Genomic DNA, 12,851 nt, shown 5'->3' with positions numbered 1-12,851 from the left:
GGAAAGAGGAATAGTCAGTTACTGAAATGTTCATATAAAAAAAGAGGGAATTAATTAATTGAGTGAGCAAGTGTTGCTTTTTCTTTCATTAACGGTGGCATTGATCCAAGCAGGATTAATGCCTTTTTTGGGTGAAAATTATTATTGTGCTAAAGGACAGGATAGTGAAACAGTCGTCATTAGCCTTTTTTAATAATCATCCATATAATGGAATATTTGAGCGATCGTGAAGAAGTTATACAGGAATTGAAATGCGAGAATAAAAGGAATAAAAAGAAGAGAAATCTTCGGTGGTTAAAGTAAACGTGTATTTGAAATTTAATGGTCAAACAGAGGAAGCAATATCATTTTATAAAGATGCGTGCGTTGAAGGTTGATTTAGCAGGGCTAATTGTACGCTATCAAGATATGAGTGACAAAGAATTACCGGATGAAGAAAAATCTAAGCAGATAGCTATGCCAGGATTTTTACAGTAAATACTTTTGAATTTAAATAAATTAAACTTTAATTTCAATTAAGACACTCATGCAGAAATTGGGTGTTTTGTTGTTGGGTCATATTTAGGGGTTGTATTTTTATGTTTCTGATTATAAAATCTAACTAATGTTAGGTAGATTTTAAATAAAGAGATTTTTGTATTTATCATTGAGCTATTTAGATGAAGGAGGGACCTTAGTGCAGTCAAAGAGATAAAGTCACAATTTTTTGTTACAAAATCTAACGAATATTAGTTAATTTTTTGGCGCTAAATATATTAGGAAGAAGGAGCGATTCTAATGGCTTGGTTTTATCTTATTCTTGGAGGAATATTTGAAGTCGGCTGGGCACTTGGATTAAAGTATTCCAATGGATTTACTAATATAACTGCTTTAATCCCTACACTTGTGTTATTGATATTGAGTTTTTGGTGTTTTGCTAAAACATTAGTGATACTTCCTGTATCAACTGCTTATGCTGTGTTTACAGGACTAGGGGCATTTGGGACAGCTATAGTAGGTATGACTTTGTTAGGTGATCCAGTGAACGTTATAAAAGTTGTTTTAGTATTAGTATTAATCAGCTGCATTATCGGTTTAAAATTAGTATCAAATGAAACAGAAACGAAAAGTGGTGATTAAAATATGGGTTGGCTTTTTATAGTAATGGCAGGGTTGTTTGAAGTTGGAGGCATTATTAATCTTAAATTATCTGAAGGGTTTACGAAACTTAAACCTACAATATTTTTGATCATGTGTATGGGATTGAGCTTTTTCTTTCTTTCAGTATCATTAAAAGAAATTCCCATTAGTATTGGTTATGGTCTGTGGACAGGTATTGGTGCAGCAGGAAGTGTGTTACTTGGTATGTTCATCTTTAATGAGCCTAAAAGTATAAAAAAGTTAGTGTTAGTTGGTGGTATTATAATTAGTATCGTAGGCCTTAAGCTTGTGTCATAGTAATTTGTATTTATTTTTAAATTGAGGTGAGGAAATGAAAAAGGGAGAAGAAACTAAACAAAACATTCTAGAACATGGTTTAAGCTTGTTTTCTTCAAAAGGGTATGAAGAAACTTCTCTTAAGGATATAGCGTCTAGAGTTAACATTAAGACGCCTTCCATTTATGCTTATTTTTCAAGTAAAGATGAACTCTTTGAAAAAATAGTAGAATTTGTTATAGATGACTATGTGAAATTTATTGATTATCAAGCATCTAATATAGGTTCACTTTCCATTAGAGATAAATTATACAATTTGTTAGGAGAATTAAATGAATACTATTATATGAATGACAGAGGGGTTTTTCTTAAAAGGTATGGCGTTTTCCCACCTGAAAGATTTAAAGAACTGATCTTTCAAAAAAACAGTAGGGTTGAAAATGAAATTAGAAAATTACTTTATACTATTTTAGATGTTGAATCAGACGATAGTCAGTTTATTGATAAAGAGACAATTGCAACATCTTTTATTTGTCTTTTAGATGGAATGTTGTTCTATCTAATGAATCATTCTTATGAAGAATATGAAAGAAGGTTACAATCTACTTGGAAAGTGTTCTGGAAAGGTATATTGAAATAAATGTCTTCTGAGTCTGTATGACAGAGTATAATAAGATTCCCTCCAAAATGGATTCTTATTTTTTGCATAAACTTTGATAGCCGTCAAGTGAAGGTGGTACTTAGAATAGGGAGAGGGATTTACCTTCCCCTGTTCTTACTTATAAGCTCAACTTTAAGGCTTCTATCATCATTGTTACCGCTGTTATAATAAAGCACAAACCATAGACAATGAATGTTGACTGATTATTTGGCTCCCATTTGGCTCATTAACATTGGAACAAGATGCATCTTATCATATATGTGAATAATCTCACCCATTCGATGTACAACAGCTGCGAGGTTTGAAAAGCTATTGGTTTTAGGAATTAGGACTCAATAACAGACGAAATGCGCTGATATTTATGCAGCTTGTCTGCCTTATTATTGTTTAATTGTATACACTGACTTCCATCAACTAGGAATACTTGTGCTTTTCAATCACCAGATACCATCTATTATTCATTAAAGCCATTCACCTTTATACTAGATACTTTTAAAAGCAGTTCAATTATTTGGTCACAACCGAGGGCGTATTATTCAGATATTCAAATTTGATCAATGGTGCGTCTTTAAACTTAACTAACTCATATTAGAAAAGCCATTCACAATCAATGAATGGCTTTTTGTATTGGTCAACTAAATAGAACTATTAGAAGGGATAAAAGGGTTAAAAGGATAGAACCTCCTAAAATTGTCCCCACTACAATGGTATGACGTTTACGTTGCATCACAATGATGGCGATATATTCTCGAATCATTGCATTTGGCCAGTAGTAGAATGCAGTTTTTGAACCAATTCCTTGGCTCTTTAGCCCTGCCATTTTTGCATATAAGCTGGCCCTGAATAGATGGAAATTGTTTGTAGTGAAGATGCTGTTATATTGGTCTCCCTTTATTGAATCCATTATTTGTTTTGAGTAAAGCATATTCTGGAGCGTATTAACTGAACGAGTTTCTGTCAATGTATGTTCAGAAGGAATTCCTTTCTCTACAGCATACTTTTGCATGGCTTCCGCTTCAGGAAGGTTTTCATCCTGCCCTTGTCCGCCTGAGAAAAGTATGATTGGCGGGAAAGTGGCAGCCGCTTGTTTCCAATAAAAATCAATGGCCTTATTAATTCGACTGGCCAAGAGCGGAGGCACCTTATCGTTAATTAAACCACTGCCAAGTACGATGATAAAGTCTTGGTTCAATTTTGGCTTGTTAAATTGATACAAAAAATAAGCAGTTAAAAAATTGGTTAAGTGTAAAAAGAAATAAACGATTATTAAAGTAGCCCCAGTGTATAAAGGGTGAAATTCAGTAGAAAAAAAACGTTCAGTATTCATGATTCTAAATAAGAACAATACTAAGAGAAAGATCCCTAAAATGAGGGTTAAACTGTTAGAGAATCGCCTACTTTCTTTTTTCATCAGGATTCGACCATTTAAAAATAACCCTACACCTAGTGCAAATAATCCGAATGCTGAGATAAAAAGTAGAAATAAAACAGTCGGGATAAGAGCGATTAACTTAAAAATCATAATCTCTGAGCTGAATCCTACATAACCACAAAAAATAAGAAATGAACAAATAAACAGGTTAAATAAAAAGCCATTTATCATTCTTCTAGGATCTGTTAAATAAAATGCTAGGAATATAATAAATAAAATAAGAGTAATAGTTCCAATAATAACCATTTTATACCTCGATTTTTTATAAGATTGTACAGTTTATTATAAATGATAGTTGAATTAGTTTATAAAGCTTTTTTATTTTTGCCTATTTATTTGTTTACCATCAAAAAAACTTTAGGCTTACCCTCTCCATAGCATCCTTAACAATTCTATTCAAATTTAAATGATAACATCAATGACCTCTTTCTTACTGAACAATCGGAGCAAGAGTTGAAGGTCCAATGAAGATCAACAACTCTTTTTGAACGAAAAGGGTAATTCAGTTGAATAATCGACATTAGTTTTGTTTAACAATCAAGTCGTTAAATAAAATGGAATCTTCTGAAAAAATCTAATTGTTATGTTATTATTGTTTTGATATTTTGGAGAGAATTGCTTTCTAAAGAAGCAGAACAGAATCGAAGGATTTTTTTGTGGTGATATAGAGCTAGATTGGTAAAGGGAGATGCACAAATGAAAAATATTTTTAATCAATTGCATTCAAAGGAAATTTTAAAGCGTATTGACAAATTAAACCCAAATTCAAAACCCCAATGGGGTAAAATGGATGTTGCCCAAATGCTAGCACATTGTTCATCCTTTCAAGACATTGCAATGGGACATTCTTTTCCACCAAGAGGTTGGTTAGGAATATTAATAGGAAACTTTGTAAAACCAATGTTTTATAACGACCGGACTTTAGCGAAAAATATGTCCACCATTCCGACCATTTTGATTGTAGATGAAAAAGAATTTGAAACAGAGAAGGAAAAACTGAAACAAAAAATTATAATTTTCCAAAATGATGGTCCAGAAAAGTGTACGACTCATCCACATCCCTTTTTCGGTAAACTTACTTCCGAGCAATGGGGAAAAGGTATATACAAGCATCTTGACCATCATTTAAAACAGTTTGGAGTTTAGTTAGTTTTTAGAATTATAAATAAAAGTTGACCAAAGAGACAAGTAACGAAATGCCTTTTCTTTTCTTATTGAAGTAAAGGGACAGGTTAACGGAAGAGTCCAGCTTTTTCTTAGTTCAGTAATAGAACCATTATCTAGAAAAATACTGTATGAATTAAAGGTAAATTTAAATCACATAAATTATCTGAAATAATCAATCAAATTAATTGAGAACCGTTATCATTTGTGATATATTAGGTAATAACAATACATGTAATTGAGTGAGGAGAATATACATTGCAAATATACTGGACTAAAATAAATAAGATTATTGAGGAAACGCCTGAGGTTAAAACGTACTTGCTCGACTGTCCGGAAGACTTTACATGGGAAGAAGGCTCCCACACACACTTCGCATTGGAAGGTTTCAATGCTGGAGATAAACCAAACCGCAGCCTAATTCGCCATATGTCAATCTCTACTTTACCGCACGAAAATGCAATTGGTATCACAACACGCATTAGAGAGCAGTGCTCTGAGTTTAAATCGATTTTAAAAAATCTTGAAGTCGGCAATGAAGTGGCGATATTTAAAACTCATTCGAATGTACCGCTTAAAAGAGAAGACAAAAATGTTTACCTGCTGTCATCAGGTGTCGGTCTTGCAACTTTCAGACCACTTGTACTTGAATATTTCGAACGTGCAGACAATGTCAATAAAATTCATTCTCTGAATATTGATTCAACAAAGGATTTCTTATTCACTAATATTTTTAAATCTGAACCTGACAAGAAATTTACGGCACAGTTCGTCAATAACCGTAAAGACTACTATGAAGAAGTGAAAAATCTTGCTGCAGACAAGGATGCTATTTTCTATGTTGTTGGCAGCGACGAGTTCCTTGAGCAGAACATTGAAGTACTGCGTGAGCAGGGTATTAAGCCAGAACAGATTATGCTTGATAAGCGTGAAAATGAACTGCCTAAGTTTTTATCATTTGATATGTCAATTTAAGAGTGACAAAATATTTTCGGAGTTAAAACTAAATAGATGTTCCATACAAGAGTGCGATTCTTCAATAACGAAGGATCGTTTTTTTATTGTAAAAATGGAGCTACTCATTTGATAAAAAAGTTTTAATAATGAAGTATAACAAAAACAATCCTGGAATCTTAAATTTGTATCCCAGGATTTGATAGAGAAATGAAAGGAAATAATTCCTGTAGTAAAAAATTAAGACTATCATTGATATTAACGTATAAATTAAAGCAGTATAAACTTTGTAGAACTAATGACTTGTTATTTTGAGGGTCAAACCAGGTTTTCCCCTCTTAACTGAACCTGTTACAGGTTAACAGTTGACTTTGAAAATATTATTAATCTTGGATGCTATAAGCCTCTTCAATGGAATCTACAAATATTCCAGGAAAGATAATTTCTCTTACACAATTTATAACCTGCATTCTTGAACTAGGAGAGGAAGGAATAATAACTAATATTTTTTTAAAATTAGCCATCGAATATAATTTTAAAACGAATATGATATCATCCACCACTTGACCTGCCACTTCTTCTTGTCCACTTGCATCTATAATTAATTTATACCTCGAAGGGTTAATAGTATTTACGATGGTTTGAAACTCGCTTAAATATATTTTTGCATCTTCCTCTTTAAAAAAGCCGCCCACTTTTACAAAAAAAATGCCCTTCTCCTCATCCAATTTAAAGGAATATAGTTTTCCCATTGTTTTTCCCCCAAAGCGTCAAAAATAACTATTGGTACCATAATACATAAAACGACTCATTTCGACAATCCTAGATTTCTAATCTGACTAGACTCTAAGTTTAATTATAATGGTACCATATGAAATATTTTACTTAAACTACCATGAAAGAACGTAATTATCTTTCATTCCCCGTGGTGAATCTTAATTCATGGATGGCTAACGGGGGCATAATTGAAGAATGATTAATGCTTTTTTTTTTGAAGTTACTAAAAAACAAAAAGGCTGTTTTAGTGTAAGAAGGAATTAACAAACTAAACTAGAATTTATCTTTAATAAAGACATATATTTTAAACTTCTTGTTCATAAACTCAGTTAAAGCTTTAAAAAATAGGTGCTGTTACCCGAATGAAATTTTAAAAGGAGCTTTTTAGATGAAGGCGATAATATATGAAAAATATGGAACGGCAGATGTACTTAAACTCAAAGAACTAGAAATACCTTATCCTCAGGATAATGAAGTACTGGTAAAAGTCCATGCAGTTTCCGTCAATTCTTGGGACTGGGATCTCCTAAGAGGTAAGCCATTCTTGGCTCGGATGGGAGGACTTTTTAAACCAAAATACAAGATACTCGGAGCGGATATATCAGGTAGAGTGGAGGCGATTGGGAGTAATGTAAAAAAACTTGTTCCAGGTGATGCGGTATTTGGTGACATTTCCTGGTGTGGTTGGGGGGGATTTGCAGAGTATGTGTGTGTACATGAAGATGCATTGTCCATAAAACCAGCTAGTATGACATTTGATCAAGCGGCGGCCATTCCACAAGCTGCTGTTCTCGCCTTGCAGGGACTATGCAATAAAGGCCAGATTAAGGAAGGGCAAACAGTTTTAATTAATGGTGCAGGTGGAGGTGTGGGAACTTTTGCGTTGCAAATTGCTAAATTACATGGTGCAAAAGTAACTTGTGTGGACAGCCCCGTCAAGTTGGATATGTTGATGGCAATGGGGGCAGATCATGTAATTGATTACACTAGAGAAGATTTCACCCAAAAGGACCAGTTATATGATCTAATTCTCGATGTTGTAGGAATTCGATCAATCTTCGATTACAAACGTGTATTAAATCCTAATGGTACATATGTTATGGTTGGAGGATCTTTGTCTCTAATCTTACAATTATTGTGCTTGGGACCTTTGTTTTCAAAAACTGAAAATAAGAATATGGTGATCCTTGTACATAGACCAAATAAGAATGATCAAAATATTTTAAAAGAACTTTTTGTTGCTGGTAAACTGGTACCTGTTATTGATAAACGATACAAGTTAAATCAAACAAAAGAAGCTATTCGGTATCTTGGTGAAGGACACACCAAGGGGAAGGTAGTTATCAGTGTGGAAGATGAAGAAACTATTAAGAATAATAATTAAACAATAAAGCGTTAATCCAGTGTTAACTAAAACCAACATGGTTTGTATAGTGTAAGTGATTGTAAATATTGTATTTAAATTCAGGGAGCAAAAGGTAAAGAAAATAAGGTCGCAGCGGCGATCTTTTTTTGTTCCATTAATGGACATTATCTTAAATTATCATTTTTTTTAAATAATAAAATTGCTAACAATTCTCAAAGAGGGTTTATCATGAGTTGTATAAAGTTAACTTCTTTATCTCATCTTTACATCGTTATGATATTCTTGCATTGGTATTAACCTTTTAGACATTGTGAGGGAGAGAAATGCAAAGAACGATATTAATTGTAGAAGATGAAGACATCTTACGTGAAATAGTTAAAGATTATTTATTGCATGAAGGATTTGAAGTATTAGAATCAGCAAATGGAAATGAAGCCTTAGCTATATTTGAAGAACATGATGTACATTTAATTATCCTGGATATTATGTTACCGGAGTTAGATGGATGGTCTGTTTGTCGACGGATTCGCAAATCATCCGATGTGCCTATCATTATGTTGACTGCCCGAGTGGATGAAGATGATACCTTACTTGGTTTTGAATTAGGTGCTGATGATTATGTTACAAAGCCGTACAGTCCGCCAATTTTATTGGCACGAGTAAAACGATTAATTAATAGTCGATATGCTTCTGCAGGTAAGTCTTGTAATGAAGATACTATAATTAATAGCGGTATCCACGTCCATTTCCCGTCACGTACAGTGCAAGTAAATGGAGAAAATATAAGTTTGACACACACGGAATTTGAATTATTAACATATTTAATGCAAAATCAAGGGATTGTTATTTCAAGAGATCAGCTTATTACTAAAATTTGGGGTTATGAATTTGCTGGTGATGATCGTACGGTCAATAGTCATATCCGAAATTTACGTTATAAATTAGGTGAAAAAGCAAATTGTATTGTAACTGTTATTCGAGCCGGTTATAAATTTGAGGGCAAAGTATGAAAATAGGGATTGTATCAAAATTATTTATGCTAACAACAACATTATGCATGCTTATTTTGGTGACTATTTTTATTGGGCAAACAATATTTTTTAAACAATATTATGCAAACCAAAAGGTTAATAAAATTGAAACTGGTATTCAATCTTTTACGAAAGATTATTTAAAGGCAGGAGAAGATGTACCAGCAATACAAAAACTTCAGCAGGATTTTTACCAAGAAAATACGACGTGGATTACAACGCTAGATAGTGTAGGAAATATTAGATACGCTAATGATTTTTCTGTAGATATTCATTTAGATCCTCCTCTAGATAAGAATTTTTCTAATCGTGTAATGAACATCCCACTATACAGCTTCATTGGATTAGAAGATTTGCAAAGGGTAAGATATGATTTAGAACAGGGTAATAGCATTTTGATTGATGGAGTGCAAAAAAACGATACCGTCATTCCTTCAATTTTAACGGTAGAAAATAATAATGTTGTATTAGAAAATGTGCAACTATCTGAAAAATTATATGGCAAAAGGGATGCAAAAGATCCTAAAGGCAGCTCGCAGATATTTTTAAAGGGGGTCATTAACAAATTACAAATACCCGAAGGAACCATAGGTTCAAACATTTATACAAATCGTGTGTTAATAGATAGAATAAAACAATTTCAAGTAAATCTCATATTCAATGAAAATCGTTATAGCAAAGCTGAAATAATGGACTATGAGGAAAATAATATTCATTACAAAATATTTATTAGTCCCATAAAAGATATGAATGGCGAGACAACGTATATTTTTGCTATGACATCATTACAACCAGTGGATGAAGCTGTACAAATGTTAGGAGGTTATTATATATACCTGATTATATTTGTACTACTTCTTATTGTTCTGGCATCATTTTATTTTTCGAAAAAGATCGCTAAACCATTGTTAAAAATTAATGATACGACATATAAGATGGCAAACTTGGATTTTTCAGAGACAATACCTATTACATCAAAAGATGAAATTGGTACATTATCCTACAATATAAATACACTTTCTAACACTTTACATTCGTATATCAATCAGTTGCAAGAAGATATAGAGAAAGAAAAACAATTAGAAAATACACGTAAAGAGTTTATTTCAGGTGTTTCACATGAATTAAAGACGCCTTTGAGTATTATGAAGAGCTGCATTTCAATCTTGGAAGATGGTGTTGCCAAAGATAAAAAAGATTATTATTTTAAGGCAATGACTAAAGAAGTGGATAAAATGGATATGCTCATAGTTGATATGCTTGAATTAGCAAAATTTGAGTCTGGTACGTACAAAATGAAAATGGAAGTTTTTTTTATTGACCAAGTTATTGAGTATATATGTGAGCAATTAGCTATAGATATAACGAATAAGCAAATACAGGTTTATAAACAACTATCTAAAATTCAGGTTGTTGCCAATCAACATCGAATCGAACAAGTTATCACGAATTTTATTACCAATGCAATTCGTTACACACCAGAACATCAAAGTATGATGATTTCCGCGATAGAAGAAAATGAGCGCGTAAAAGTATGTGTGGAAAATAAAGGGGCACATATCTCCGAAGAACATCTAGAGAAAATATGGGATCGATTTTATCGTGGAGATACATCTCGTCAACGTTCGAAAGGCGGAACTGGATTGGGGCTTGCTATTTCAAAGAATATTTTAGAGCTACATGATTCGGAATATGGGGCAAAAAATACTGAAGATGGAGTACTGTTTTATTTTTACTTAAACAAAAAAGTGTAGATATTTTATTCATACTGTATTTTAGCTGTCTGTCCAATGGTCCTTACATTGAGCAGATGGCTTTTTTTGTTTGGCATGCTCAGTAATTCACAGCATTATTTTATTTCTTTAAATGATATCAATATCATCTTTACCTAATCTTTATCCCTCTCTATTATTCTGTCTACAGTAAAAGAAAACCTGGAGGTATATTGATATGACAAAAAAAATATTTTTGAGTGCGCTAATTGCAATGCTCATAATATTCGCGGTAGCCTGCGGAAACGAGCAGAATAAAAAACAAATAGTTCCAGTTGATTCGCAAGATCGATATAAGTCGGTTTATAGTAAAAGTGTATTTTTAGGTGATTCGTTATTAACCGGATTAGCAGATGAGTTAGAGGATTCCAATGTGATTAGTAATGCAGGTGCCACTGCTTTATTCTCCCTAAAAGAAGTTGATAATATAGCAAGTAAAAAGCCTGAAAATGTATTTATCTTGTTGGGGTCAGATGACTTGTTGTGGCCAGTAGACAATCCTGTTGAGGAATCATTAATGAACTACACAAAATTAATAGAAGAAATAAAGGGAAAGCTGCCGAATGTAAAGGTATATGTTTTATCGGTTCCCCTTGTGACAAAAGAAGCAATGAAGGTGGAACCACGCTATAAAAATATTCCGGATTATAATAAGGCACTCGAGAAGATGGCAGCAACGGAAAAGATCGATTACATCGCTTTGTCCCCTATATTTGAAAAACACCAAAATCTCTATGATAAGGATGGGATACATTTTACGGCAAGTTTTTATCCTCTTTTACTAGATCATATTGAAAATTATTTCCACTCTTCTAAAAACAATGGAGAAGTGCGTGATGGATTATAAAAGGGAAGTAGCTACAGATAAAATCAAGAAAAGCCGTTATATGCCAGGGTTAGATGGGATAAGAGCGTTCGCAGTTTTTGCAGTGATCGCCTACCATCTAGGTTTTGGATGGGCTTCTGGAGGTTTTTTAGGTGTAGGCGTATTTTTTGTCCTATCTGGTTATCTCATTACAGATCTGCTGCTAATGCAATGGGAGAATACCGGACAGATTAATTTGCGTAATTTTTGGGTCAGACGTGCCAAACGCTTGTTACCAGGACAGCTTCTTGTATTGTTAGTGGTGGCTATATGGATAACAGTGTTTAACTTTTCCGAATTAGCTAATCTCTGGGGTGATTGGCTAGCTTCGCTTTTTTATGTAACTAATTGGTGGTTCATTTTTAATGATGTTGGCTATTTTTCCAATTTTGGAGATCCCTCTCCTTTATTACATTTCTGGTCTTTGGCTGTCGAGGAGCAGTTTTATCTTGTCTGGCCATTTTTGCTCTTACTGGGACTCCGTTTCATACATAAACGCAAGCTACTTATTGGGTTTATACTTATCTGTACATTAGCTTCTACTCTTGGAATGGCATTCCTCTATCAGCCAGGGCTAATGGATACAAGCAGGATTTATTTTGGAACAGATACTCGTATGTTTGCCCTGCTAATTGGAGCGATACTTGCATTTTGTTTACCTAATCAAATGTTTGCGGAGAAGAATACTGATAACAAAGCCTTGCGTATTTCATTAGATATAATTGGCGCAACTGGTCTTGCCATTCTATTTTGGATGATTTGGCAGACCAATCAGTATGAAGCTTTCCTATACCGTGGCGGAATGGTATTACAGTCTATTGCTACGGCTTCAGTAATACTCGCAGCGATTCATCCATCAACATGGATCAGCCGTGTTTTGGGATGCAAGTTGCTGCGCTGGTTCGGTGTTCGTTCATATGGAATTTATTTATGGCATTATCCTATCTTAGTTTTATTCTTCCCTCTATCAGAAGGGGGAAACTCCATCGTTCGCACTTTCATACAAATTGTAATGATTCTTTTGATTGCTTCGATATCTTGGCGGTTTATCGAGCAACCAATCCGTTACGGGACGGATAGAAGTATGTGGAGGAAGATTTGTCGTTCCAATAGTACAGCAGGTTCTACTATGAAAAAATAAAATACAGTGCCCAGTCATCTTTTCGAGAACCGTTAATGAACCCTTGAACTTTACAATTGACCAATTAATATCAAATTGAAGTCTGTTATTTGTTTGAAATCCGTTAGTCTAGTTCCGTTATACCACGGGGAAAGGACTGACGGATTTTTGCCGTTTTTTAGAAAAACTTATATTTTAGAGCACTATCCACATTTTATTATTCTTTAAATGATAACGATATGAACTTCACCTGCTCTTTACCTCCATCTAATATTCTTTAAACGGTACTAAGA

14 protein-coding genes are annotated in these 12,851 nt (G+C 33.5%); 12 read left to right on the top strand and 2 right to left on the bottom strand.

All coding sequences use genetic code 11. The features are described 5' to 3' along the window. Window positions 1–58 precede the first annotated feature (58 nt). The 5 genes from NST63_RS21695 to NST63_RS21675 all read left to right on the top strand — a co-directional run bounded on the left by NST63_RS21695 (window position 59) and on the right by NST63_RS21675 (window position 2,056). Window positions 59–193: a hypothetical protein gene (locus NST63_RS21695; RefSeq protein WP_276513984.1), complete on the top strand. Its 135-nt coding sequence runs from the start codon at window positions 59–61 to the stop codon at window positions 191–193. Between the two features lie 128 nt (window positions 194–321). Next, complete coding sequence (locus tag NST63_RS21690; RefSeq protein ID WP_341043726.1) at window positions 322–477, top strand: hypothetical protein; 156 nt, start codon at window positions 322–324, stop codon at window positions 475–477. A gap of 300 nt (window positions 478–777) precedes the next feature. After that, window positions 778–1,119 carry a DMT family transporter gene (locus tag NST63_RS21685; RefSeq protein ID WP_212944093.1) on the top strand — a complete coding sequence of 114 codons (342 nt, stop codon included), beginning with the start codon at window positions 778–780 and terminating at the stop codon, window positions 1,117–1,119. A gap of 3 nt (window positions 1,120–1,122) precedes the next feature. Then, complete coding sequence (locus NST63_RS21680; protein ID WP_212944095.1) at window positions 1,123–1,437, top strand: DMT family transporter; 315 nt, start codon at window positions 1,123–1,125, stop codon at window positions 1,435–1,437. Window positions 1,438–1,471: 34 nt separating this feature from the next. Next, window positions 1,472–2,056, top strand: a complete 585-nt coding sequence (locus NST63_RS21675; protein WP_212944097.1) for a TetR/AcrR family transcriptional regulator — start codon at window positions 1,472–1,474, stop codon at window positions 2,054–2,056. Between the two features lie 652 nt (window positions 2,057–2,708). Here NST63_RS21675 and NST63_RS21670 read toward each other — a convergent pair. Further along, entirely contained in the window at window positions 2,709–3,755 is a 1,047-nt protein-coding gene (locus tag NST63_RS21670; protein ID WP_212944099.1) for a YdcF family protein, read from the bottom strand. A gap of 450 nt (window positions 3,756–4,205) precedes the next feature. Here NST63_RS21670 and NST63_RS21665 point away from each other — a divergent pair, with 450 nt between their 5' ends. Beyond that, window positions 4,206–4,655, top strand: coding sequence for a DUF1569 domain-containing protein (locus tag NST63_RS21665; protein ID WP_341043725.1), 450 nt, complete (start codon window positions 4,206–4,208; stop codon window positions 4,653–4,655). A 276-nt stretch (window positions 4,656–4,931) separates the two neighbouring features. Continuing rightward, window positions 4,932–5,648 carry a dihydropteridine reductase gene (locus tag NST63_RS21660; protein ID WP_341043724.1) on the top strand — a complete coding sequence of 239 codons (717 nt, stop codon included), beginning with the start codon at window positions 4,932–4,934 and terminating at the stop codon, window positions 5,646–5,648. Window positions 5,649–6,010: 362 nt separating this feature from the next. Here the strand turns inward: NST63_RS21660 and NST63_RS21655 are convergent, their stop codons facing one another. Continuing rightward, window positions 6,011–6,379 (bottom strand): hypothetical protein, encoded by a 369-nt coding sequence (locus NST63_RS21655; protein WP_212944105.1) that lies wholly within the window; start codon window positions 6,377–6,379, stop codon window positions 6,011–6,013. A 413-nt stretch (window positions 6,380–6,792) separates the two neighbouring features. Between NST63_RS21655 and NST63_RS21650 the strand changes: the two genes are divergently transcribed. The 5 genes from NST63_RS21650 (at window position 6,793) to NST63_RS21630 (ending at window position 12,579) form a co-directional block, all read left to right on the top strand. Beyond that, window positions 6,793–7,788 (top strand): NAD(P)-dependent alcohol dehydrogenase, encoded by a 996-nt coding sequence (locus tag NST63_RS21650; protein WP_212944107.1) that lies wholly within the window; start codon window positions 6,793–6,795, stop codon window positions 7,786–7,788. Window positions 7,789–8,093: 305 nt separating this feature from the next. Continuing rightward, a complete protein-coding gene (locus tag NST63_RS21645; protein ID WP_341043723.1) occupies window positions 8,094–8,780 on the top strand; it encodes a response regulator transcription factor in 687 nt (228 codons plus the stop codon). Further along, a complete protein-coding gene (locus NST63_RS21640) occupies window positions 8,777–10,555 on the top strand; it encodes a sensor histidine kinase (protein WP_341043722.1) in 1,779 nt (592 codons plus the stop codon). Before NST63_RS21645 ends, NST63_RS21640 begins: the two co-directional genes overlap by 4 nt. A 196-nt stretch (window positions 10,556–10,751) precedes the next feature. After that, complete coding sequence (locus NST63_RS21635) at window positions 10,752–11,420, top strand: GDSL-type esterase/lipase family protein (RefSeq protein ID WP_341043721.1); 669 nt, start codon at window positions 10,752–10,754, stop codon at window positions 11,418–11,420. After that, window positions 11,410–12,579: an acyltransferase family protein gene (locus NST63_RS21630; RefSeq protein ID WP_341043720.1), complete on the top strand. Its 1,170-nt coding sequence runs from the start codon at window positions 11,410–11,412 to the stop codon at window positions 12,577–12,579. Before NST63_RS21635 ends, NST63_RS21630 begins: the two co-directional genes overlap by 11 nt. Window positions 12,580–12,851: the final 272 nt, after the last annotated feature.

Origin of the sequence: Heyndrickxia sp. FSL W8-0496 (genome assembly GCF_038007825.1) — a bacterium.
Taxonomy (GTDB): domain Bacteria; phylum Bacillota; class Bacilli; order Bacillales; family Bacillaceae_C; genus Heyndrickxia; species Heyndrickxia oleronia.
Note: the sequence above shows the minus strand (reverse complement) of the source record. Positions and strands in the feature narration are given on the sequence as shown.